Annotated in this window: 20 protein-coding genes, 1 pseudogene and 1 riboswitch; of the genes and pseudogenes, 16 read left to right on the top strand and 5 right to left on the bottom strand. The window is 73.8% G+C overall.

Translation table 11 applies throughout. The features are described 5' to 3' along the window. The first annotated feature begins 92 nt into the window (after positions 1 to 92). From clsA to V1J52_RS24840, 10 genes are all read left to right on the top strand, one after another. Positions 93 to 713, top strand: a complete 621-nt coding sequence (clsA, locus tag V1J52_RS24885; RefSeq protein ID WP_330142200.1) for a cardiolipin synthase ClsA — start codon at positions 93 to 95, stop codon at positions 711 to 713. Between the two features lie 98 nt (positions 714 to 811). Further along, positions 812 to 3,307: a sugar phosphate nucleotidyltransferase gene (locus tag V1J52_RS24880; protein ID WP_330142199.1), complete on the top strand. Its 2,496-nt coding sequence runs from the start codon at positions 812 to 814 to the stop codon at positions 3,305 to 3,307. Between the two features lie 108 nt (positions 3,308 to 3,415). Further along, on the top strand, positions 3,416 to 4,324 hold the full coding sequence (locus V1J52_RS24875) for a DUF881 domain-containing protein (RefSeq protein WP_330142198.1): 909 nt from the start codon (positions 3,416 to 3,418) through the stop codon (positions 4,322 to 4,324). Next, positions 4,321 to 4,653 carry a small basic family protein gene (locus V1J52_RS24870; RefSeq protein WP_330142197.1) on the top strand — a complete coding sequence of 111 codons (333 nt, stop codon included), beginning with the start codon at positions 4,321 to 4,323 and terminating at the stop codon, positions 4,651 to 4,653. Before V1J52_RS24875 ends, V1J52_RS24870 begins: the two co-directional genes overlap by 4 nt. 5 nt (positions 4,654 to 4,658) lie before the next feature. Then, positions 4,659 to 5,525, top strand: coding sequence for a DUF881 domain-containing protein (locus tag V1J52_RS24865; RefSeq protein WP_443075925.1), 867 nt, complete (start codon positions 4,659 to 4,661; stop codon positions 5,523 to 5,525). Positions 5,526 to 5,690: 165 nt separating this feature from the next. Further along, a complete protein-coding gene (locus tag V1J52_RS24860; RefSeq protein WP_330142196.1) occupies positions 5,691 to 6,461 on the top strand; it encodes a zinc-ribbon and FHA domain-containing protein in 771 nt (256 codons plus the stop codon). A gap of 25 nt (positions 6,462 to 6,486) precedes the next feature. After that, positions 6,487 to 7,245, top strand: coding sequence for a transcriptional regulator FtsR (gene ftsR, locus V1J52_RS24855; RefSeq protein ID WP_330142195.1), 759 nt, complete (start codon positions 6,487 to 6,489; stop codon positions 7,243 to 7,245). A 63-nt stretch (positions 7,246 to 7,308) separates the two neighbouring features. Beyond that, complete coding sequence (locus V1J52_RS24850) at positions 7,309 to 7,782, top strand: bifunctional nuclease family protein (protein ID WP_191211117.1); 474 nt, start codon at positions 7,309 to 7,311, stop codon at positions 7,780 to 7,782. Positions 7,783 to 7,994: 212 nt separating this feature from the next. Further along, positions 7,995 to 8,594, top strand: a complete 600-nt coding sequence (locus V1J52_RS24845) for a MerR family transcriptional regulator (RefSeq protein ID WP_330142194.1) — start codon at positions 7,995 to 7,997, stop codon at positions 8,592 to 8,594. A 90-nt stretch (positions 8,595 to 8,684) separates the two neighbouring features. Further along, positions 8,685 to 10,148 (top strand): DNA polymerase IV, encoded by a 1,464-nt coding sequence (locus V1J52_RS24840; RefSeq protein ID WP_330142193.1) that lies wholly within the window; start codon positions 8,685 to 8,687, stop codon positions 10,146 to 10,148. 26 nt (positions 10,149 to 10,174) lie between these two features. Here the strand turns inward: V1J52_RS24840 and V1J52_RS24835 are convergent, their stop codons facing one another. Further along, a complete protein-coding gene (locus V1J52_RS24835; protein WP_330142209.1) occupies positions 10,175 to 10,555 on the bottom strand; it encodes a PRC-barrel domain-containing protein in 381 nt (126 codons plus the stop codon). 132 nt (positions 10,556 to 10,687) lie between these two features. Next, a riboswitch (glycine riboswitch) is annotated at positions 10,688 to 10,784 on the top strand. Positions 10,785 to 10,972: 188 nt separating this feature from the next. Here V1J52_RS24835 and gcvP point away from each other — a divergent pair. Further along, positions 10,973 to 13,867, top strand: coding sequence for an aminomethyl-transferring glycine dehydrogenase (gene gcvP / locus V1J52_RS24830; protein WP_330142192.1), 2,895 nt, complete (start codon positions 10,973 to 10,975; stop codon positions 13,865 to 13,867). An 80-nt stretch (positions 13,868 to 13,947) separates the two neighbouring features. Here the strand turns inward: gcvP and V1J52_RS24825 are convergent, their stop codons facing one another. Both V1J52_RS24825 and V1J52_RS24820 read right to left on the bottom strand, forming a co-directional pair. After that, positions 13,948 to 14,154 carry a DUF5999 family protein gene (locus V1J52_RS24825; protein ID WP_330142208.1) on the bottom strand — a complete coding sequence of 69 codons (207 nt, stop codon included), beginning with the start codon at positions 14,152 to 14,154 and terminating at the stop codon, positions 13,948 to 13,950. Positions 14,155 to 14,498: 344 nt separating this feature from the next. Continuing rightward, entirely contained in the window at positions 14,499 to 15,083 is a 585-nt protein-coding gene (locus tag V1J52_RS24820; RefSeq protein WP_330142191.1) for a hypothetical protein, read from the bottom strand. Between the two features lie 483 nt (positions 15,084 to 15,566). On the opposite strand from V1J52_RS24820, the gene V1J52_RS24815 reads away from it, so the two are divergent. Together V1J52_RS24815 and V1J52_RS24810 are read left to right on the top strand one after the other, a co-directional pair. Beyond that, a complete protein-coding gene (locus V1J52_RS24815) occupies positions 15,567 to 17,063 on the top strand; it encodes a glutamate-cysteine ligase family protein (protein ID WP_330142190.1) in 1,497 nt (498 codons plus the stop codon). A 269-nt stretch (positions 17,064 to 17,332) separates the two neighbouring features. Further along, entirely contained in the window at positions 17,333 to 18,121 is a 789-nt protein-coding gene (locus V1J52_RS24810; RefSeq protein ID WP_443075923.1) for a CPBP family intramembrane glutamic endopeptidase, read from the top strand. 19 nt (positions 18,122 to 18,140) lie between these two features. Here V1J52_RS24810 and V1J52_RS24805 read toward each other — a convergent pair whose 3' ends face one another. Further along, the gene (locus tag V1J52_RS24805; RefSeq protein WP_330142189.1) at positions 18,141 to 18,962 is read right to left on the bottom strand and encodes a PhzF family phenazine biosynthesis protein; all 822 of its coding nucleotides are present in this window, start codon (positions 18,960 to 18,962) and stop codon (positions 18,141 to 18,143) included. Between the two features lie 128 nt (positions 18,963 to 19,090). On the opposite strand from V1J52_RS24805, the gene V1J52_RS24800 reads away from it, so the two are divergent. Together V1J52_RS24800 and V1J52_RS24795 are read left to right on the top strand one after the other, a co-directional pair. Beyond that, the gene (locus V1J52_RS24800) at positions 19,091 to 20,095 is read left to right on the top strand and encodes an EamA family transporter (RefSeq protein ID WP_330142188.1); all 1,005 of its coding nucleotides are present in this window, start codon (positions 19,091 to 19,093) and stop codon (positions 20,093 to 20,095) included. Positions 20,096 to 20,255: 160 nt separating this feature from the next. After that, positions 20,256 to 21,210: pseudogene (locus tag V1J52_RS24795) on the top strand (DMT family transporter); the annotation flags it as partial. Here the strand turns inward: V1J52_RS24795 and V1J52_RS24790 are convergent. Continuing rightward, positions 21,193 to 21,870, bottom strand: a complete 678-nt coding sequence (locus tag V1J52_RS24790) for a pyridoxamine 5'-phosphate oxidase family protein (protein ID WP_330142187.1) — start codon at positions 21,868 to 21,870, stop codon at positions 21,193 to 21,195. The pseudogene V1J52_RS24795 and the gene V1J52_RS24790 overlap by 18 nt on opposite strands. Before the next feature lie 63 nt (positions 21,871 to 21,933). Between V1J52_RS24790 and V1J52_RS24785 the strand changes: the two genes are divergently transcribed. Further along, the gene (locus V1J52_RS24785; RefSeq protein WP_330142186.1) at positions 21,934 to 23,274 is read left to right on the top strand and encodes an aminotransferase class I/II-fold pyridoxal phosphate-dependent enzyme; all 1,341 of its coding nucleotides are present in this window, start codon (positions 21,934 to 21,936) and stop codon (positions 23,272 to 23,274) included. The last annotated feature ends 184 nt before the right edge of the window (positions 23,275 to 23,458 follow it).

The following is a 23,458-nucleotide window of genomic DNA, read 5'->3' as shown; positions in this document are numbered from 1 at the left end:
GCGGCCCCCTTGGGCCCACCCGCGTCCGACAGCGGAGGTCCGTGCCGGTAGGGTCGGGGAGCAGTGTAGGAACGTGCCAGGGGAGGCCCCGGGTGGAGGTACAGGAGACACGAGTCCAGACGGACCGCGTTTTCACCATCCCCAACGTGCTCAGCATGGCGAGGCTCCTGGGCGTACCCGTCTTCCTGTGGCTCGTTCTGTGGCCGGAGTTCGGCGGCCCCAACAGCGACGGCTGGGCCCTCGCGGTGCTGGCGCTGAGCGGCGTCAGCGACTACCTGGACGGGAAACTGGCCCGCCGCTGGAACCAGGTCAGCAACCTCGGCCGGATCCTGGACCCCGCCGCCGACCGCCTGTACATCCTCTCCACGCTCCTCGGCCTCACCTGGCGCGGCATCCTGCCCGTATGGCTCACCGGGCTGCTGCTCGCGCGTGAGCTGGTGCTGCTCGTGATGGTGTGGCTCCTCGACCGCCGCGGCTACGCGCCGCCGCAGGTGAACTTCCTCGGCAAGGCGGCTACCTTCAACCTGATGTACGCGTTTCCGCTCCTGCTTCTCAGTGACGGGAGCGGATGGGTCTCGTCACTCGCTGCGATTTTCGGATGGGCGTTCGCAGGATGGGGTACAGCTCTCTACTGGTGGGCAGGAACCCTCTACGTGGTCCAGGTCCGCCGCATTCTCACGGCGGACGCTGCGACCGGCCGGGCCGGTCACTGACATCGTCGTCACGTAGACGGTTTCCTCCGTTGCGGTGGGGAACTCGTCCACGGCCCGTCCGGTCCACCCGTCGTCTTTTGAAGGAGGACGCTTCCGACATGAAGGCCGTCGTGATGGCCGGTGGCGAGGGCACACGCCTTCGTCCCATGACCGCGAGTATGCCCAAGCCGCTCCTGCCCGTCGCCAACCGGCCGATCATGGAGCACGTGCTCAGGCTGCTCAAGCGGCACGGTCTCAGTGAGACCGTGGTGACCGTTCAGTTCCTGGCCTCGCTCGTCAAGAATTACTTCGGTGACGGCGAAGAACTCGGCATGGAGCTGACGTACGCCAACGAGGAGAAGCCCCTTGGCACCGCCGGCAGCGTCAAGAACGCCGAAGAAGCCCTCAAGGACGATTCCTTCCTGGTCATTTCCGGGGACGCCCTCACGGACTTCGACCTGACCGATCTCATCAATTTCCACCGCGAGCGCGGCGCCCTCGTCACCGTGTGCCTGACGCGGGTCCCGAACCCGCTGGAATTCGGCATCACGATCGTCGACGACGAGGGCAAGGTCGAACGCTTCCTGGAGAAGCCGACCTGGGGGCAGGTGTTCTCCGACACCGTCAACACCGGCATCTACGTCATGGAGCCGGAGATCTTCGACTACGTCGACCCGGACGTTCCGGTGGACTGGTCCGGTGACGTCTTCCCCCAGCTCATGAAGGAGGGGAAGCCGATCTACGGCTACGTCGCCGAGGGCTACTGGGAGGACGTCGGCACGCACGAGAGCTACGTCAAGGCCCAGGCCGACGTGCTGGAGGGCAAGGTCGACGTCGACCTCGACGGCTTCGAGATCTCGCCCGGGGTGTGGGTCGCCGAGGGCGCGGAGGTGCACCCGGACGCGGTCCTGCGCGGCCCGCTGTACATCGGGGACTACGCCAAGGTGGAGAGCGGAGCGGAGATCCGCGAGCACACCGTCATCGGCTCCAACGTCGTCGTGAAGAGCGGGGCCTTCCTGCACAAGGCGGTCGTGCACGACAACGTCTACATCGGCCAGCAGACGAACCTGCGCGGCTGCGTCATCGGCAAGAACACCGACGTGATGCGGGCGGCGCGGATCGAGGACGGCGCCGTCATCGGTGACGAGTGCCTGGTCGGTGAGGAGTCGATCGTCCAGGGCAACGTCCGCGTCTACCCGTTCAAGACGGTGGAGGCCGGTGCCTTCGTCAACACCTCCGTCATCTGGGAGTCCCGGGGGCAGGCGCACCTGTTCGGGGCGCGCGGTGTCTCCGGCATCCTGAACGTCGAGATCACCCCGGAGGTCGCGGTCCGCCTGGCCGGGGCGTACGCGACGACGCTGAAGAAGGGTTCGACGGTCACCACGGCCCGTGACCACTCCCGAGGCGCCCGCGCCCTCAAGCGCGCCATGATCTCCGCCCTCCAGACCAGCGCCATCGACGTCAGGGACCTGGAGAACGTGCCGCTGCCCGTGGCCCGTCAGCAGACGGCCAGGGGCAGCGCGGGCGGCATCATGATCCGCACGACGACCGGTGTGCCGGACTCCGTCGACATCATGTTCTTCGACGAACGGGGGGCCGACCTCTCGGCGGGCGGGCAGCGCAAGCTCGACCGCGTCTACGCCCGGCAGGAGTACCGGCGCGCGTTCCCCGGTGAGATCGGCGACCTCTCCTTCCCCGCGAGCGTCTTCGACTCCTACACCGGCGCGCTCCTGCGTGCCGCGGACACCAGCGGGATCGCGGACGCGGGACTCAAGGTCGTCGTGGACGCGTCCAACGGCAGCGCCGGTCTGGTCCTGCCGAGCCTGCTCGGGCGGCTCGGTGTGGACGCGCTCACCATCAACCCCGGGCTGGACGAGTCCCGCCCCACCGAGACCGCCGACGGCCGCCGGTCGGGTCTGGTGCGGCTCGGCGAGATCGTCGCCTCGGCGCGTGCGGCGTTCGGCGTGCGCTTCGACCCGGTGGGGGAGCGGCTGTCCCTGGTGGACGAACGCGGCCGGATCATCGAGGACGACCGGGCCCTGCTCGTCATGCTCGACCTCATCGCCGCGGAACGGCGCAGCGGGCGCGTCGCGCTCCCGGTCACCACGACCCGGATCGCCGAGCAGGTGGCGGCCTACCACGGGACGCAGGTGGAGTGGACGACGACGTCGCCGGACGACCTCACCCGGGTGGGCCGTGACGAGGGGACGATCTTCGGCGGTGACGGGCGCGGCGGGTTCATCGTCCCGGAGTTCAGCTCCGTCTTCGACGGCGCGGCCGCCTTCGTGCGGCTCATCGGCCTCGTCGCGCGCACGCAGCTCACGCTGAGCCAGATCGACGCGCGCATTCCGCGTGCCCACGTGGTGAAGCGGGACCTGGCGACGCCGTGGGCTGTCAAGGGCCTGGTCATGCGCAACGTCGTGGAGGCGGCCGGGGACCGCTCGGTGGACACCACCGACGGCGTGCGCGTGGTAGAACCCGACGGGCGCTGGGTGATGGTGCTGCCCGACCCCGCCGAGGCGGTCACGCACCTGTGGGCCGAGGGGCCGGATGACGCCTCCGCCCAGGCCCTGCTGGACGAGTGGGCCACCGTCGTGGACGGCGCGGGCCGCTGACCCCTGCGCGCGGGCGGGCCCGCGCCGGTCCGGCCGGAACCGGTGAGGTTCCGGCCGGACCGGCGCGTCGGAGGGCCCATTCGGCGGTACGGCCGCCGACGTGCGACGATGTGCGGCATGTCGCAGCAGCACCCCGATCGGAGTACCGCGACGCGGCCTGCGCGACCCGACGCGTCGATGTCGCTGCTGACCAACGTCATGGAGCACAGCCTTGACGAGGGCTACGCCGAGGCCGCCGCCCGCCGGAAGGCGGACGGCGGCGGCGCGGGGCTGCCCCGGACACTGCGCGCCAAGCTGTGGCTGGGCGCCGGCCTCGTCCTCGCCGCGCTGGTCGTCACCCTGGGCGCCGCGCAGGCCCGGTACGAGGCGCCGACCGCCGCCAAGGAGCGCCAGGAGCTGATCGCCCGTGTCGAGGACGGTACCGCCGAGGCCGACGGCCTGCAGGAGCGCGTCCACGAGCTGCGTGAGACGGTCGCCGGGATGCAGCGCGAGGCGCTGCGGGACCACGGCGGCAGCACCGGGGAGCTGGTGCAGCTCCTCGCGGGGGCCACGCCCGTGGAGGGACCGGGCGTCGAGCTGTCCGTCGACGACGCGGAGGACACCGGCGGGGAGCCGGGCGGCCCCCGGCAGACGACCGGGTTCGCCGACACGGGCCGGGTACGGGACCGGGACCTCCAGCTCGTCGTCAACGGGCTGTGGGCCGCCGGAGCCGAGGCCGTCTCCATCAACGGCCAGCGGCTGACCTCCCTGTCCGCCATCCGGGCGGCGGGTGACGCCATACTGGTCGACAACAAGCCCCTCGTACCGCCGTACAAGATCCTCGCGGTGGGCGACGGGCAGGAGTTCGCGGACCGGTTCTCCCGCAGCGTGGACGGCCAGTACCTGAAGGTGCTGGAGGAGGACTACGGCATCCGCGCCGACCTCGACGTGCGGGACGGCCTGCGGCTGCCCGCCGCGCCGAGCCTCACCCTCAGGACCGCCGAGCCCGTCACGACAGGAAAGGGCAGCAATTCGTGATCGCCGTACTGGGCCTCATCGTGGGAGTCGTGGCGGGGCTGGTGCTCCGCCCCGTGGTGCCGACGGCTGTGGAGCCCTACCTGCCCATCGCCGTCGTGGCGGCGCTCGACGCGGTCTTCGGCGGGCTGCGCGCCATGCTGGACGGCATCTTCGTGGACAAGGTCTTCGTCGTGTCGTTCCTGTCGAACGTCGTCGTCGCGGCCCTGATCGTCTTCCTCGGTGACAAGCTCGGCGTCGGCGCGCAGCTCTCCACGGGCGTGGTCGTGGTGCTGGGCATCCGCATCTTCTCCAACGCCGCCGCCATCCGGCGGCACCTCTTCGGAGCGTGAGCCCCGTGAGCGACGAGAGCACGCCGGACGGGCACGACCTGCGGGGCGGACCCCGCCGGGAGACGGACGCGACGGCCGGGCCGGCGCAGGACGGGCCCCGGCAGGGTCCGCCGGAGGGCACCGGTGCGGGCGGCGCCGCGCCGGGCGACGAGCTGACCGGGCGGCAGCGGCTCGCCGCCGGGCTGTGGCCGCCCCGGCTGGGCCGCAACCAACTCGTCGCGGCCCTGCTGCTGTTCGTCCTCGGCCTCGGCCTCGCCATCCAGGTCCGCTCCACCAGCGAGGACAGCGCGCTGCGCGGCGCACGCCAGGAGGACCTCGTGCGCATCCTCAACGAGCTGGACGACCGCACCGAGCGCCTGGAGGCCGAGCGGGACCGCCTGGAGGAACAGCGCTCGGACCTGGAGAACAGCTCCGACCAGGCGGAGGAGGCACGACGGCAGACCCGGGAGCGTGAGCGCCAACTCGGCGTCCTCGCCGGTACCGTCGGAGCCGAGGGGCCGGGCATCATCATGCGGATCAGCGCCCCGGCGGACGTCGTGAAGGCCGACCAGCTGCTCGACGCGATCCAGGAGCTGCGCGCGGCCGGTGCGGAGGCCGTCCAGATCAACGACGTGCGCGTGGTCGCCGACACCTACTTCACCAGTGCGGAGGGCGGGGTGCGCATCGACGGGCGCAAGGTCGCGCCGCCCTACCGGTTCGAGGTGATCGGCCGGCCGCAGGATCTCGAACCGGCACTCAACATTCCCGGAGGCGTGGTGCAATCGCTGCAAGGCGACCAGGCGACCGTGACGATCGAGCGCTCGGAGGAGGTCGTGGTGGACGCCTTGCGGTCCGCGCAGCGGCCTGACTACGCTCAGTCGTCATCTCGGTGAGACGACGGTGATCCTTCCGGGGGGTCGGCGGGCCCGCGGGGCGCCGCGTGGTGGAAACTGTGTACTGGCTGCGGACGTTGCCCGGGTGTCCGCTGTGGCCTGTGTGAGGATCAAGGGTCTGTCCTGCCCCGCGGGCGGGTCTGTTTCGTACGAGGGGAATCGCCCGTGAGTTTTCTTTCGAAGTTGTTCGGCAAGCGCAAGGACGCCGGTGGCGCACACCGGGCCGGCAAGCACGGTGCTCCCGGCGGTCAGGGGCCCGGAACCGACGCAGGGCGTCCGCTCTTCCGGCCCGACCCGGACACCCCGGGTGGCCAGGGCGCCACGTCCGCCGGTCTGGACACCTCCGGCCTGGACACCGCCGGGCGCATAGCTCCCGGGGAGGCTGCGGGCACGGGCGGCGGGACCGGGGCGCCGGTCTGCACGAGGTGCGGCAACCGGGCTGCGGAGTCCAGCCGCTTCTGCTCCAACTGCGGTGCTCCCCTGCGGGGCGGCGCGCCCGCGTCCGAGCGCCCCTCCGAGACGACGTCCACCATCTCGATCACGGGCCTGGAGGCCTACGACGCCGAGGCCACGGGCCAGACGCCGATGCTCTCCCCGGAGGCCATCGCCGCCATCGACGCGCTTCCGGTCGGCTCGGCGCTCCTCGTCGTCCGCCGGGGCCCGAACTCTGGGGCCCGGTTCCTGCTGGACGGTGAGCTGACCACGGCGGGGCGCAGCCCGCAGAGCGACATCTTCCTCGACGACGTGACCGTCTCCCGCCGCCACGTGGAGTTCCGGCGCGGCGCGAACGGCGTCTTCACCGCCTCCGACGTCGGCAGCCTCAACGGGACGTACGTCAACCGGGAACCGATCGACTCCGTGTCGCTGAACAACGGCGACGAGGTGCAGATCGGCAAGTTCCGTCTGGTGTTCTTCGCTCCCCAGCGAGGGGCCTGACGAAGGACCCGCCCACGGAGGGTTCATGCACACACCGTCGGGCGGTGCCGGTCACGGCACCGCCGCCGCGGAGCGCGGCCCGATGAGCATCGGGACCGTGCTGGGGCTGCTGCGCGAGGAGTTCCCCGAGGTCACCGTCTCCAAGATCCGTTTCCTGGAGTCGGAGGGCCTGGTCGAGCCGCAGCGCACGCCGTCCGGCTACCGCAAGTTCAGCGCCAAGGACGTGGAGCGGCTGGCGTTCGTGCTGCGCATGCAGCGTGACCACTACCTGCCGTTGAAGGTGATCCGCGAGCAGCTGGACGCCATCGACCGCGGAGAGCAGGTCGTCCTCCCGGGGCCGGCCCAGCCGCGGGACCTGCTGGAGGGGGCCGCCGACCCGTCCGCCGCGGCGGAGACCCTCCCGTCGGCCCGGGTGGGGCGCGCCGAGCTGCTCGCCGCCGCCGAGGCGGGGGAGGAGCAGCTGAGTGAGTGGGAGTCCTACGGGCTGGTCGCCCAGGCCGCCGACGGCGGCTACGAGCCGGAGACCGTGGAGGTGGCGCGGCTCGTGGCCGACCTCGGCCGCTACGGGCTCCAGCCGCGCCACCTGCGGGTCGTGAAGGCGGCGGCGGACCGCGAGGCCGGCCTCGTCGAACAGGTGGTGGCGCCCCTGCGGCGGCACCGCAATCCGCAGACGCGGGTGCGCGCGCAGGCGACGGCCAGGGAGCTGGCCAGCCTGTCGGTGCGCCTGCACGCCGCGCTCGTCCAGGCCGCCCTGCGCGAGCAGCTACAGGACCCGCGGTACTGAGATGGCGGTGCACGGAGGGGGCCCGACTACCCAAACCGGTGGCGTACGGCCTAGGGTTGCTGTGTGAACGAGCTCGACGTCGTGGGTGTCCGGGTCGAAATGCCCTCCAACCAGCCGATCGTGCTTCTGCGCGAAGTAGGAGGCGACCGCTACCTCCCCATCTGGATCGGTCCTGGGGAGGCGACCGCCATTGCCTTCGCCCAGCAGGGCATGACTCCGGCGCGTCCGCTGACGCACGACCTCTTCAAGGACGTCCTGGAGGCCGTCGGCCAGGAGCTCACCGCCGTGCGCATCACGGATCTGCGGGAGGGCGTCTTCTACGCGGAGCTGGTCTTCGCCAGCGGCGTGGAGGTCAGCGCCCGCCCGTCCGACGCGATAGCGCTGGCGCTGCGCACCGGTACGCCCATCTACGGCAGTGACGGCGTGCTGAACGACGCGGGCATCGCCATCCCGGACGAGCAGGAGGACGAGGTGGAGAAGTTCCGCGAGTTCCTCGACCAGATCTCGCCGGAGGACTTCGGCACCAGCAACCAGTGACCGCGGGGACGGCAGCCGGGCCGCGTCCGGACACCGCGCGCGGTGTAATCGGTGCCGATTCCCCGAATGAGGTCACGCCAAACCACTCCTTAGGTGATTATCACCCGGCGTGCCGAGAGTGGCGATCGTTGACGCACCCCCAGCGACTGCCTACCGTCATGGAGGCAGGTCCCGGCGGCGTCTCCGCGGGACGTGAAGGGATGGAGGTCGGCGTGAGAAGCACCGGCGACGGCAGGGCTGCTACCGGCCCGTTCCCGCTGCACGGGGCCCCTGCACCGCACGCTGCCGATCCCGCTCTGGCGGACGGGGGCGCAGCGCGGGAACAGCTCGGTTACCGCGGGCCGACGGCCTGTGCGGCCGCGGGCATCACCTACCGCCAGTTGGACTACTGGGCGCGGACGAAGCTGGTGGAGCCCAGCGTCCGCCCCGCCCACGGCTCCGGTACGCACCGGCTCTACAGCTTCCGCGACGTCGTCGTCCTGAAGATCGTCAAGCGGCTGCTGGACACGGGCGTCTCCCTGCAGAACATCCGTACGGCCGTCCAGCACCTGCGCAGCCGCGGGCTGGAGGACCTCGCGCAGATGACGCTCATGAGCGACGGCGCGACGGTCTACGAGTGCTCCTCGCCCGACGAGGTGGTCGACCTCCTCCAGGGCGGGCAGGGGGTCTTCGGCATCGCCGTGGGCGTCGTGTGGCGCGACGTGGAAGGGGCCCTGTCCCAGCTGCACGCCGAGCGGGTGGACACCGGCGAGACGCTCGTCCGCGACAACCCGGCCGACGAACTGGCCCGGCGGCGCAACCGCGCCGTGTGAGGGGCGCCGCCTCGCCGCGTCCGTGACCGCACCCGCGGCCCCCCCCGCCGCCGGTGCGGTTGTCAGTGCCGTGCGGCAGCATCGGTAGACGTGAGAGGCGCACCGACGATCCTCCATCTCGACATGGACGCGTTCTACGCCGCCGTAGAACAGGCGGCCAAGCCGAGCCTGCGCGGGAAGCCGGTGGTCGTCGGAGGGCTCGGGCCGCGCGGCGTCGTGGCCACCGCCTCCTACGAGGCGCGCCGGTACGGGGTCCACTCGGCGATGCCCACCGCCCAGGCCCGCAGGCGCTGCCCCAACGCCGCCTACCTCACCCCGCGCTTCACCCTCTACCGCCAGGTCAGCGAGACCGTGATGGAGCTGCTGGCCGGCCTGTCCCCGCTCGTGGAGCCGCTCAGCCTGGACGAGGCGTTCGTCGATCTGGAGGCCGGCGGCACACCGGCCGCCACCGCGGCGGCCCGGGAGACCGGGGCACGCCTGCGGGGCGCCATCCGCGCCGCCACCGGGCTCAGCGGCTCCGTCGGTCTCGCGGGGTCGAAGATGCTGGCGAAGATCGCCTCCGAGCAGGCCAAGCCGGACGGGCTCGTGGTGATCGCACCGGGAACCGAACGCCAACTGCTCGCCCCGCTCGGCGTCCGCACCCTGCCGGGCGTCGGCCCGGCGACGGCGGAGGTCCTGCGCCGTGCCGGGATCGCCACCGTGGGCGAGGCCGTCGAGGCGGGGGAGGCGGAGCTGCTGCGGCTGCTGGGGAAGGCACACGGCGGCGCCCTGTACGCCATGGCCCAGGGCATCGACGACCGTCCGGTGGTGGCCGAGCGCGCGTCGAAGTCCGTCTCCGTCGAGGACACCTTCGACGTGGACGTCACCGACCGCACCCGCATCCAGCAGGAGCTGGCCGGGCTCGCCGGGCGGTGTGCGCGGCGGCTGCGGGCGGCCGGGCGCTCGGGCCGCACGGTCGTGGTCAAGGTCCGCAGGTACGACTTCTCCACGCTCACCCGCTCCGAGACGCTGCGCGGCCCCACCGACGACCCGGTGGTGATCCGGGAGGCGGCCGCCCGGCTGCTGGACGCGGTGGACACCACCGAGGGCGTGCGGCTCCTGGGCGTCGGCGTCAGCGGACTGGCCGACTTCACCCAGGAGGACCTCTTCGCCCAGAGCGCCCAGAGCGCCGCGGGCGGACCGGCCGAGCAGGACGCGTCCGGTGACGGGGGCGGCCCGCTCGCTGCGGCCGGGCCGCCCCCGCCACCGGCAGACGCGGAACCGGACGCGGAACCGGGTCCGCGCCAGGACGCCGGACCGGACGCGGGCCGCCGGGCCCCGCCCGTCCCGCGGCCACCGGCGGGGCCCGGCGCCGCGCCACCGCACTGGCTGCCGGGACTGGACGTGCGCCACGCCGCGTACGGTCCCGGCTGGGTCCAGGGCAGCGGCGTCGGCCGGGTGACCGTCCGCTTCGAGGGGCCGGGCACCGCACCGGGCCGGGTCCGCACGTTCCGGGCCGACGATCCCGGCCTGGAGCCGTCCGAGCCGGTGCCGCTCGTACCCGGCAGGGCGTGAGCGCGGGAGCCGGAGGCGGCCGGCGGTCAGTCCCCGGTGCCCGCCACGTGCCCGAGGCCCTCCTCGCCCGCGCCGGGGCCCGGCTCACCGGCCGCCGGCACCTCCATCCCGTAGTGGTGGTACAGCTGGAGCTCCTGCTCGGGGGAGAGGTGCCGGCCCACGCCGAAGTCCGGGGCGTCCTTGATGCGGGCCCGGTCGAAGGGCACGTGCAGCGCGTCGCGCACCACCTCGCTGGGCTCCAGGGGGACGAAGGCGTCGCGGCTGAACAGCCCGGTGCGCACCGCCGCCCACTCCGGTTCCCCGGTGGCGTCGTCGAGGTACACCTCGTCCACGGTCCCGATCTTGTTCCCGTCCCGGTCGTACGCCTTGCGTCCTATCAAGTCCCGCGGATCGATGTCGGTCTGCACGAGTTCCTCCACCCGGTAGCCAATGCTCCACAAGAGTCCCTGCCCACAACCCAAGGACACTTTCCCCGCGACGGCCAGTCGAGGCCCCACCGGCCCGCCGCCCCCCGCGCTGGTAGGCTCGAAGACGGCTGTCGACCCCGTGCGGGAGAGTCCTCCGGCGCAGTGCCGGAGGCGCCGAAGGAGCAAACCCTCCCCGGAATCTCTCAGGCCCACGTACCGCGCGGACGAGGTCACTCTGGAAAGCAGGGCGGGCTGAGGACGCGACGGCGCCCGCGGCTCCTCCTCACCGACGGTGAAAGCCGGGCAGCGACGGACGGCCCGGTGAAACTCTCAGGTTGAGATGACAGAGGGGGAGGCCGTCCGGGCACGCACCCGTGCTGCCCCTCGCAGGTCGCACAGACCAGGAGGCCTCCGCAGATGACCACCGCACGCACACCGCTCAGCGCGCTGGACGAGGGCACGTCCTTCGCGCAGCGGCACATCGGCCCCGACGCCGCGCAGCAGGCCAAGATGCTCGCCCAGGTCGGCTACGGCTCGCTGGACGAGCTGACGGCCGCCGCCGTCCCCGAGGTGATCAAGAGCACCGATGCGCTCGGTCTCCCGGCGGCGCGTTCCGAGGCCGAGGTGCTCGCGGAGCTGCGCGGCCTCGCCGACCGCAACCAGGTCCTCGACTCCATGATCGGCCTCGGTTACCACGGCACCTTCACACCGCCCGTCATCCTGCGCAACGTCATGGAGAACCCGGCCTGGTACACGGCGTACACGCCCTACCAGCCGGAGATCTCGCAGGGCCGCCTGGAGGCCCTGCTCAACTTCCAGACCGTCGTCGCGGACCTGACCGGACTGCCCACCGCCGGCGCCTCCCTGCTGGACGAGGGCACCGCGGCGGCCGAGGCCATGGCGCTGTCCCGCCGTGTCGGCAAGGTCAAGCAGGGCGTCTTCCTCGTGGACGCCGACTGCCTGCCCCAGACCGTCGCCGTGCTCCGCACCCGCGCCGAACCGACCGGCGTCGAGGTCGTCGTGGCCGACCTCAGCGGGGGCATTCCCGCCGACGCCGCCGAGCGCGGCGTCTTCGGCGTGCTGCTCCAGTACCCGGGCGCATCGGGCGCCGTCCGTGACCCGCGTGCCGTCATCGAGCAGGCCCACGCCCTCGGCGCCGTCGTGACCGTCGCCGCCGACCTGCTCTCCCTCGCGCTGCTGACCTCGCCCGGCGAGCTGGGCGCGGACATCGCGGTCGGGTCCAGCCAGCGGTTCGGCGTACCGATGGGCTTCGGCGGACCGCACGCCGGGTTCATGTCAGTGCGCGACGCGTTCGCCCGCAGCCTGCCGGGCCGCCTCGTCGGCGTCTCGGTGGACGCCGACGGGAAGGCGGCCTACCGGCTGGCGCTGCAGACCCGCGAGCAGCACATCCGCCGGGAGAAGGCCACCAGCAACATCTGCACCGCGCAGGTCCTGCTCGCGGTGATGGCCGGACTGTACGCCGTCTACCACGGGCCCGACGGGCTGGCCGCGATCGCCCGGCGCACCCACCGCTACGCCACGGTGCTGGCCGCCGGGCTGCGGGACGGCGGCGTGGAGGTACTGCACGACGCCTTCTTCGACACGGTCACCGCCAGGGTGCCGGGCCGGGCCGCCGACGTCGTGGCCGCCGCCCGGGAGGCCGGGGTCAACCTGCGCCTGACCGACGCCGACCACGTGGGCATCGCGTGCGACGAGACCACTCGACGCGAGCAGCTCGCCGCCGTCTGGTCCGCCTTCGGCGTCCGGTCCGGCACGCGGGAGATCGACGCGCTCGACGCGGCCACCGGGGACGCCCTGCCGGACGGCCTGCTGCGCACCGACGAGGTGCTCACCCACCCCGTCTTCCACCAGCACCGCTCCGAGACGGCCATGCTGCGCTACCTGCGCCGCCTGTCCGACCGCGACTACGCGCTGGACCGGGGCATGATCCCGCTCGGCTCCTGCACGATGAAGCTGAACGCCACGACCGAGATGGAACCGGTCACCTGGCCCCAGTTCGCGGCGCTGCACCCCTTCGCCCCGGCCGAGCAGGCCGAGGGCTACCTGACCCTCATCCGGGAACTGGAGGAGCAGCTCGCGGAGATCACCGGCTACGCCCGGGTCTCCGTCCAGCCCAACGCCGGTTCCCAGGGCGAGCTGGCCGGGCTGCTCGCGGTGCGCGCCTACCACCGGGCCAACGGTGACACGCAGCGCACGGTGTGCCTCATCCCGTCCTCGGCCCACGGCACCAACGCGGCCAGCGCGGTGATGGCCGGGATGAAGGTCGTCGTGGTGAAGACCGGCGAGAGCGGTGACGTGGACGCCGCCGACCTGCACGCGAAGATCGCGGAGCACCGCGACGAACTCGCCGTGCTCATGGTGACCTACCCCTCCACGCACGGCGTGTTCGAGGACGACATCACCGACATCTGCGCCGCCGTGCACGACGCGGGCGGCCAGGTCTACGTGGACGGCGCCAACCTCAACGCGCTGGTCGGGCTCGCCCGCCCCGGACGCTTCGGCGCGGACGTCTCCCACCTGAACCTGCACAAGACGTTCTGCATCCCGCACGGCGGCGGCGGTCCGGGCGTCGGACCGGTCGGTGTGCGCGCCCACCTGGCGCCCTACCTGCCCAACCACCCGCTCCAGCCGCTGGCGGGGCCGGAAACGGGGATCGGGCCGGTCTCCGCGGCCCCGTGGGGATCGGCCGGCATCCTGCCGATCTCCTGGGCGTACGTGCGTCTCATGGGCGCCGAGGGGCTGCGCCGCGCCACCCAGGTCGCCGTCCTCAGCGCCAACTACGTCGCCCGCCGTCTGGAGCCGCACTACCCGGTGCTGTACACCGGGCCCGGCGGACTGGTCGCGCACGAGTGCATCATCGACGTGCGGCCCCTGACGAAGGCGACCGGCGTGAGCATCGACGACGTCGCCAAGCGGCTGATCGACTACGGGTTCCACGCGCCGACGATGTCGTTCCCGGTCGCGGGCACCCTGATGATCGAACCGACCGAGAGCGAGGACCTGAGCGAACTCGACAGGTTCTGCGACGCGATGATCGCCATCCGTGCCGAGATCGAGAAGGTCGGCACGGGGGAGTGGACCGCCGAGGACAGCCCGCTGCGCGGCGCCCCGCACACCGCGGCGCAGCTCGCCGGAGAGTGGGACCGCGCCTACTCGCGCGAGGAGGCCGCCTACCCGGCCGGTGTCACCGCGGACGCCAAGTGCTGGCCGCCGGTGCGCCGCATCGACGGGGCCTACGGTGACCGCAACCTCGTCTGCTCCTGCCCCCCGCCGGAGGAGTACGAGGGCTGACGACGGGCGACGGCCCCGGGACGCCCGCCGCACGCGGCGGGCGTCCCGGGGCCGTCCCGCGCCGCCGGGCGGGGCGGGTTTCAGGCGGCGGTGATGACCTGGTGGGTGCCCAGCGGCCGGCGCGGAGCGATGACCTGCCCGTCCGGCAGCAGCTCGCCGGTGTCCTCGAACAGCAGGACGCCGTTGCACAGCAGGCTCCAGCCCTGCCCGGGGTGGTGGGCCACGGGATGGGCCGCCTCCCGGTCGGGCGAGTCGGCTGACGGGCAGGGTGGCTGGTGATCGCACATGGTGGTGTTCTCTCGGCTCTTTCGCTGCGGTGACGTGCGGTGCGTGCTGCGGCGGGCTTCGGCGTCCATGCCCGCTCCCCCGGGTACCGGTCTCGTGTTCCCCAGTGTCGTCCCCCGCGGGGCGTTTCCGCAGGAATTCCGCCGCAGCGGCCCACAACGGACCACCACGTGTCACCCGCGCGAGCGGTCGCCCGTGCCCCTACCCGCCCTTCCGGGTGGTGCGCCGGGCCGGGAATGACTAGTCCGCACGGACGGCGGCGGGTCAGCGGTCTGCGGCCCCGTGACCGAGCCGGTCACGGGGCCGCAGACCGCAGGCCGCTGTGGTGGGTCCGCCGGCGCGAGCCCTAGGCCGGGGTCTGGAGCAGGGGGGCGGGCACCAGCCGGTGGGTGAGCAGCGGGAGCAGCGCGTCCACCCGGTGCGGGAGGTTCGGCGCGATGCCCGGGGGCGCGGGCGCCAGCGGCACCAGCAGGTCGGCCGGGGCGAGCGCGCCGTCCGCCGGGTCGGCCCCCGGGTCGGCGTGCAGCCACAGCGTCAGCATGTACAGCTCCGGGACCGACAGCAGGCGCGGCTGGTACGGCGTCGGGAGCGCCTCGGCGCGCCGGAGCGCCGTCTCGGTGGAGCGTACGTAGGGACCCTCGGCGAAGTGCGAGAACGCCCAGCCGTCCGGCGTGAGCATGGCCTCGGCCGTGCCGACCGACGCTTCCGTGCCGCGCAGGAGGAACCGCCAGCCCGTCAGCGCCGTGGTGGGCGGCTCACCGGGACCGGTGATGCCGGACAGGACGTGCACGGGCAGCGGCAGCTCGGGCCGCAGCTCGCCGTACGTGTCGGACCGGGCACGGCCGTCGCGGAGCGCGGCGGTGCGGGAACCGAGCGCGGCGAGGACACTGCGCAGTGCGGCTGCGGGAGCCGGGGGAGCGTGCAGGGGCATGGCGGGTCGCCTCTCACTTGGGGAGACAGGAGGGTGCGCGGCGAAGCACGGACGACGCTGTCGGCTGACCGGCGGGCACGGCCAGGCGGCCGGGCGCGGAAAAAGGAGGGACCGGAACCGAAAGACGTCACGTCACGGCCTCTTGAACACAAGTTTATACGACATTTGTTCCCGGGGCGTTTCCGCTAGCCGCTTCGGGTGTTTCGCACAAGGAGAAAACGCGCCGTTTCGCTAATGCGTTCCCGCGGTGCGGAGTTCGGGCCTCTTCTCCGGTGCCGGAGGCGACCGTGGCGGGACTGCTGATCCGGCGGTGCGTTTACCCCGGCCGGGCCGGGGAAGCCGCCTCCCCGTCATCGTATGCCCCAGGAATGTGCCCACGAGAAGGCTTCCGACCAGATTACCCTCACCGGCTGCCCCGGGGAGAGTTGTCGATCACGGCCCGGGGCATCATCGAGGCACTGCCGATCGAGGAGGAACACGTCGATGGGGGAGAAGGTCGCGGCCGGCGGATTCGGCCTCACGGACCGCCGTCGCTACCGGGACAAGCTCCACCAGTGCCTGCACGGGCTGGACCGGCTGCTCGGGCAGCGCCGTTTCGAGCGGCCGCGCAACCTCATGGGGCTGGAGATCGAACTCAACCTGGCGGACGCCCAGGGAATGCCCCGGATGATAAACGAGGAGGTACTGGACCGCATCGCGAGCCGGGATTTCCAGACGGAGCTGGGGCAGTTCAACCTCGAAGTCAACGTCCTTCCCCACCCCTTCGAGGGGCGCGTCCTGGACCAGCTCGCGGAGGAGCTGCGGACCGGTCTCGCCTATGCCGACCGCAAAGCGCGGGAGGCGGACGCCCGCATCCTGATGATCGGTATTCTCCCCACCCTCACGCCCGAGGACCTGATCTCCGCGAACTTCTCCGACGCGGAGCGCTACACGCTGCTCAACGATCAGGTCATGGCGTCCCGCGGCGAGGAGGTGCAGCTCGACATCGAGGGTCCGGAACGGCTGAGGTACGCCTCCGGCTCCATCGCCCCGGCCGCCGCCTGCACGTCGGTGCAGCTGCACCTCCAGGTCACCCCGGAACGGTTCGCCGACGTGTGGAACGCGGCCCAGGCCGTCGTCGGAGTCCAGCTCGCGGTCGGCGCCAACTCGCCGTTCCTCTTCGGGCGGGAGCTGTGGCGCGAGTCCCGCGTCCCGCTGTTCGGTCAGGCCATCGACGCGCGGGCCCCCGAGTTCGCCGCCCAGGGCGTCCGCCCACGCGCCTGGTTCGGCGAGCGCTGGATCGACTCCGCCTACGACCTCTTCGAGGAGAACGTGCGGTTCTTCCCCGCACTGCTGCCGGTGTGCGACGAGGAGGACCCGCTCGCGGTGCTGGAAGAGGGCGGCGTCCCCGCGCTGTCCGAGCTGGCCCTGCACAACGGCACCGTCTACCGGTGGAACCGGCCCGTCTACGACGTCGCCGACGGCGTGCCGCACCTGCGGGTGGAGAACCGCGTCCTGCCCGCCGGGCCCACGGTCACCGACGTGCTCGCCAACACGGCGCTGTACTACGGCCTCGTCCGGGCGCTCGCCGACGACCCGCGCCCGCTGTGGTCCCGCCTGCCCTTCGCCGCCGCCGAGGAGAACTTCCACACCGCCGCCCGGTACGGCATGGACGCCCGGCTGCGGTGGCCGCGTCCGGGGCGGGGCGGGGGCCTGGCGACGGTACCGGCCCACCGGCTGGTGCTCGACGAACTGCTGCCGCTGGCCGCGTCCGGGCTGGACGCCTGGGGCATCGAGCCCGCCGACCGGGACCACTACCTCGGCGTCATCGAGCAGCGCTGCCGCCGGCGCACCAACGGGGCGGCCTGGCAGGTGGCCGCCTACCACCAGGGGCTGGACGCCGGCCTGGACCGGGAGAAGGCGCTGGCGGCGACGGCACGCCGGTACCTGGAACTCGTCCGCTCCGGGGAGCCGGCGCACACCTGGCCCGGCCTCGGGTAGGACGTGCCGGGCGGGGCGCGCCGCGGCCCGGCGTGGCCGGCACGACGTGGTCCCGGGCGGCGCGTACCCCAGGGCGGCGGCGGCGCGGGCCGTGCGGCAAGCTGGCCTCCCAGCACGAACGGGTGGTACGGAGGCGAGCGGTGACGTCACAGCCGGGAGGACCGGGGGATCCGGAGGCAGCGGGGACACCGCGGGAGCCGGGGAAACCCGGGAAGCCGGGCGAACAGGGCAAACCAGCCCCGGCGCCCCTGGCCGGACCCGCGCGGGCCGTGCTCGGACGCGAGACGGTGCTCGTCCTGGCCCTGTCCCTGGGCGCCAGCGCGGTCTCGGCGCTCATCAGCTTCACCGGGGCGCTGACCCGGCCCGGCGGGCTCGCCGCCCAGCCCGCGAACCTCAACAGGTCGCTCGCCCCCGACCGCCCGTGGCTGGACCTGGCCTGGCAGGTGTTCGGCATCGCCACCGCGCTCGTGCCGGTACTGCTCGTGGCGCACCTCCTGACCCGGGAACACGGCGTCCCGCGCCCCCTCGGCGGCGCCGGGCAGCCGCAGCGCGCCGGGGGCGGGCTGCGGCTGCTGGGCTGCGACCTGCGCCGCCCCGGATTCGACCTGGTACGGGGCGCCCTGGTCGCGGCGGTGATCGGCGGGGGAGGGCTGCTGCTGTACCTGGGCGCCCGCGCCGCCGGCTTCAACCTCACCGTCATACCCGAGTCGCTGCCGCAGGTGTGGTGGAAGATGCCCGTGCTGGTGCTCTCGGCGGTGCAGAACTCCCTGGTCGAGGAGGTCATCGTCCTCGGTTACCTGCTGCGCCGCCTGGACCAGCTCGGCTGGAGTCCTGCGGCGGCCCTGGCGGTCAGCGCGCTGCTGCGCGGCAGCTACCACCTCTACCAGGGCGTGGGCGGGCTGATCGGCAACATCGTGATGGGCGTGGTCTTCGTGTGGCTTTACCGCCGCTGGGGACGGGTCGGGCCGCTGGTCGCGGCGCACGCGCTCATCGACATCGTCGCCTTCGTCGGCTACGCGCTGCTCGCGGGGAAGGTCGGCTGGCTGCCCACGGCCTGAGCGGTGCGCGGGCCGCCGGTCACCACCCGGTGAGCAGCGTTCCGTCGACGACGGTGACGGCGTGCCCGGTCAGCAGCGTGCGCTCGCCGCGCAGCGTGGTGCGGACGAGGCCGGTGCGGGCGGACGCCTGGAGCCCCGTCAGCGTCTCCCGGCCCAGCCGGGCGGACCACAGCGGCGCGAGCGCGGTGTGCGCGCTGCCGGTGACCGGGTCCTCGTCGATGCCCAGAGCCGGGAAGAAACAGCGCGAGACGTAGTCGTAGCCGCCGCCGGTTTCCTCGGCCCCGGCGGTCACGATGACGCCGCGCCCGTCGAGGGCGGCCAGGGCCCGCAGGTCAGGACGCAGCGCGCGCACGGCCGCCTCGTCCGCCACCTCCACCAGCAGGTCGAGCACCTGCGGCCCGGTCTCGTGGACCGTGCGGACGGTGGTGCCCAGCGCCCCGGCGACGGCCGCCGGCGCTTCCACGGGGGTGAGCGGCGCGGTGGGGAAGTCCAGGGTGACGGTTCCGTCCTCCCCGGCGGTCGCGCTGAGCACGCCGCTGAGCGTGGCGAAGCGCACGGTGCCCCGCGCCCGCCCGGTGGCGGCGAGCACGTGCGCGGTCGCGAGCGTGGCGTGGCCGCACAGGCGCACTTCGGCGACCGGCGTGAACCAGCGCAGCGCCCAGTCGGCGCCGGCGCCGGGCGGCAGCGGGTGCGCGTACGCCGTCTCGGAGAGGTACAGCTCGGCGGCCAGGCGCTGGAGACGCGCGTCGTCCGGGAAGGGGCCGGCGTCGAAGAGGACCACGGCGGCGGGGTTGCCCGCGAAGGGACGTTCGGTGAAGGCATCGACGATACGGAAGCGCATGCGGGCACCGTAACGGGCCGGACACGGCGGTCACCACGGCCACCGCGCGGGCAGTGGACCGCACCAGGCGGACGCTGTCATGAGCCAACGAGGTCGACACTCATGTACGGCGCGGGCAGGATGGCGGCATGTCCGCAGCCCCCGCCGCTCCCGCCGCCCGCCCCGGAACCGGCGTGGCGCTCGCCCTGCTGTCCGCCTTCGCGTTCGGCGGCTCCGGGGTGGCGGCCAAGCCGCTCATCGAGGCCGGGATGGAGCCCCTGCACGTCACCTGGCTTCGGGTGGCGGGCGCGGCCCTGGTGCTGCTGCCGCTCGCCTGGCGCCACCGCGCCCTGCCGCGCCAGCGCCCGGCGCTGCTCGCCGGGTTCGGCCTGCTGGCGGTCGCCGGGGTGCAGGCGTGCTACTTCGCCGCCATCTCGCGCATCCCGGTCGGCGTCGCCCTGCTCGTGGAGTACCTCGCCCCCGCCCTGGTGCTGGGCTGGGTGCGCTTCGTCCAGCGCCGGGCGGTCAGCCGGGCGGCCGGACTGGGCGTGGTGCTGGCCGTCACCGGGCTGGCCTGCGTCGTGGAGGTGTGGTCAGGGCTGCGCTTCGACGCGCTCGGGCTGCTGCTCGCGCTCGGCGCCGCCTGCTGCCAGGTCGGCTACTTCGTGCTCGCCGCCCACGGCGGCGGCCCGGGCGACGCGCGCGGTGCCCCCGACCCGGCCGGCGTCATCGCCTACGGGCTGCTCGTCGGTGCCGCGGCGCTCACCGTCGTCGCCCGGCCCTGGCACCTGGACTGGCGGGTGCTGCGCGGCTCCGTCCCGGTGGACGGCGCGCTGGTCCCGGCGGCCCTGCTGCTCGCCTGGATCGTGCTGGTGGCCACCGTGGCGGCCTACCTCGCCGGAGTCGTCTCGGTGCGCAGGCTGACTCCGCAGGTGGCCGGGGTGGTGGCCACGCTGGAGGCCGTCGTGGCGACGGCGCTGGCCTGGGTGGTGCTGGGCGAGCGGCTGGCGGCCGCGCAGCTGCTCGGCGGCGCACTCGTCCTCGCGGGCGCGCTGACGGCCCAGCGCTCGGCACCCGCTCCTGCCGGACCCGTCGCCGGGCAGCGCCGGGCGGGTGCTGGGGAGCGGTTGCCGCAGGACGCCGACGCGCCCTAGGGTGCCGACCATGCCGAAGACCGTGCTCTCGCCGCCCGCCGCCTAGGCGGGCACACCGGAAGGAATCGCGCCGCGGCTCAGGGAGCTGTCCGCGCGCCGGTACCGGCTGCCGCCCGCACACGGGACGAACGCGATGTCCGACCGATGTGGGAGCACTTCCATGCAGCACCTCTCTTCCCCCGTCCTGCCCGTGGGCCGGGGCCTGTTCTTCGTCGTCGTCGCCGCCACCGCCTGGGGGACCGCGGGCGGCGGCGGCGTCCCTCCTCTTCGACAGCAGCGGCCTGGGGCCGCTCGCCCTGACGTTCTGGCGCACCACGGGCGGCCTCCTGCTGCTGCTGGCCGTGCGCGCGGTCCGCCGCCCGTCCGGGCCGCGCCCGCGCCGCGCGCACGGCGCTCCCGGTGGCCGCCGCGCCGTGCGCGTCGCCGTGACGGGGCTGGGGCTCACCGTCTTCCAGACCGCCTACTTCGCCGCGGTGGAGGCCACCGGTCTGGCCGTGGCCACCGTCGTCACCCTGGGCGCCGCGCCCGTGCTCGTCGCGCTCGGCGGCCGGGTCCTCATGGCGGAACGGCTGGGACGCGGCGGCGCACTGGCGGCCGCCGGGGCGCTGACCGGGCTGTGCGTACTCGTGCTCGGCGGCGCCGACGGTTCGGGCGCCGTCGCCCCCGTGGGCGTCGGGTACGCGCTGGCGTCCGCGGCGGGCTACTCCGCGATGACCCTCTACGTCCGGCACCTCGGCCGCAGGGGCGAGGCCGGGGACCCGTTCGGCACCACCGTCTCCTCCTTCGCCGTCGGTGCGGTGGTCCTGCTCCCCCTGGCCGGCGCCGAGGGGCTGTGGCCGCAGGCCGAGGCGCTGGGCCGGTCCGTGGCGCTCATGGTGTACGTCGCCGCCGTGCCCACCGCGCTGGCCTACGGGCTGTACTTCGCCGGGCTCGCGGTGGTGCGCGCCGCCACCGTGTCGGTGGTCACGCTGATCGAGCCGGTGACGGCCGCCGTCATCGCCGTGACGCTGCTGGGCGAACACCTGACCCCCTCCACCGTCGTCGGCACCGCCGTGCTGCTGGCCGCGGTGACGGCCCTGGTGCTCGCCGAGACCCGGTCAGGGCCGGGCGTACGCGGTGAGGTAGTCCGGCACGGGAACACCGGGGGCGAGGTCGTCCGAGGGAACCGGGACGCCGTGGACGGAGGCGACCGGCAGCAGTCCGCTCCAGTGGGGGAGTGAGAGGTCCCGGGCCTCGTCGTTCGGGCCGCCGGTGCGCACCTTGGCCGACACCTCCACCAGGTCCAGCGCCACGACGGCGGTGGCGGCCAGTTCCCTGGCGTCGGCGCGCCGGGAGTCGGCAGCGCGGCCCGGCACGACGTGGTCGACCAGGGCGTCCAGTGCCTCCCGCTTCTCCGCCGGGCCGGTCACCGGCGTAGCGGTGCCGTGCACCACCACCGAGCGGTAGTTGACGGAGTGGTGGAACGCGGAGCGGGCCAGCACCAGCGCGTCGAGATGGGTGACGGTCACGCACACCGGCAGCCCCGCCGGCTCCTCGCCCGTGCCGCGCAGCGGACGGGAGCCGGTGGATCCGTGCAGGTAGAGCCGCTCCCCGACGCGCGCGTAGAGGGTGGGCAGTACCACCGGCCGGCCGTCCCGGACGAAGCCGAGGTGGCACACGTAGCCCTCGTCGAGGATGCGGTGCACCAGTTCCCGGTCGTAGGCGGCGCGTTCCCGGGCGCGGGTGGGCACGGTGCGGGGGGTCGGGTCGTAGGGAGCGGCGGCGCTCGTCGGCATGCTGGGGCCTCTCTCGCGGTCTTCCCGGCGCGGCGATGCCGGGACATATTGAACTAGTGCATAATGGAGTTTGTGCTAGGAGAATATCGGATCGCCGGGCGGCGCGCCGCCGAGATCGCCGCCAGTGTGGAGGAGGGCGTGGGCCGTGGCGCACTGGCGCCCGGAGCCGCACTGCCTCCGCTGCGGGAGCTCGCCGCCCGGCTCGGGGTCAACGCCAACACCGTGGCCGCCGCCTACCGCCTGCTGCGCGAGCGGGGAGTCGTCGAGACGGCCGGACGGCGCGGCACCCGGGTGCGCGGCCGTCCGGCCAGTACGCCCCGGGAGTCGGCGGGTACCCCGGCGCCCCCGGGGGTGCGCAACGTCGCCGAGGGAAACCCGGACCCGGCCCTGCTGCCGCCGTTGACGGACGCGCTGGCCGAGGCCGCCGCCCGGTACGCGGCCCGCCCCACGCTCTACGGCGGACCGGCGGCCGGCGGCGAACTGGCCCGGCTGGCCCGGGACGCCTTCGCGGCCGACGGCGTGCCGGACGGACCGGTGGCCGTCACCTCGGGCGCGCTGGACGCGATCGAGCGGGTGCTGGCCGCTCACCTGCGGCCGGGGGACACGGTCGCCGTCGAGGACCCGGGCTGGGGCGCCCTGCTCGACCTCGTCCCGGCGCTCGGCCTGCGGGTGACGCCGGTCGCGGTGGACGACGACGGGCCGCTGCCGGAGGAGGCCGGGCGCGCGCTCGCCCGGGGTGCCCGCGCCCTCGTCGTCACCGCCCGCGCGCAGAACCCGACGGGTGCCGCCGTCGGCGCCGAACGCGCGGCGGCCCTGCGCGCCGTCCTCGCCGCCCACCCCGCCACCGTGCTCATCGAGGACGACCACGGCCACGGGATCGTGGACCTGCCGCTGCACCCGCTGGCCGGGGTCTGCGCGCACTGGGCCGTCGTCCGCTCGGCGGCCAAGGCGTACGGTCCCGACCTGCGGCTGGCCGTGGTCACCGGTGACGCGGTCACCCTCGACCGGTTGCAGGGCCGTCAGCGGCTCGGCCCGGGCTGGGTCAGCCACCTGGTCCAGGACACCGTGGCCTGCCTGTGGCGGGAGCGTGCCGTGGACCCCGCCGCCGTCGCCAGGGCCTACGGCGCGCGGCGCGAGCGCCTGCTGGACGGCCTGGCCCGGCGCGGAATCACCGCGCACGGCCGCAGCGGGATGAACGTGTGGGTGCCGGTCCCGGACGAGACGGCGGCGGTCGGTGCACTGCTGCGGGAGGGGTGGGCGGTCGCGCCCGGCGCCCGCTTCCGGGTGGCCACGCCGCCCGCCGTCCGTCTCACCGTCTCCGGTCTCACGCCCCCGGAACTGGACGCGCTCGCCCGCGCGCTCGCGTCAGCGCTGCGTCCGGGGGAGCCACGGCGCTACGGCTGACCCGGGAGCCGTGCCGGTAGCCTCTCCGTCCCCGCCGGTCCGCTGGTCCGCGGGCCAGGACCGGGTCCGGCTCCCCGTGCTCCCGTCCGGCGCCCGGGTGAGTCCTCGCGCCGGGCAGCGGGCAGCCTGGGAACGCACGCTCCTCCGCCGGGGGGTCAGGCGGTCTGATCAGCTGAAAGACCCC

This window comes from Streptomyces solitudinis (genome assembly GCF_036323765.1).
Lineage (GTDB): Bacteria > Actinomycetota > Actinomycetes > Streptomycetales > Streptomycetaceae > Streptomyces.
This window is presented reverse-complemented; position numbering and strand designations above follow the sequence as displayed.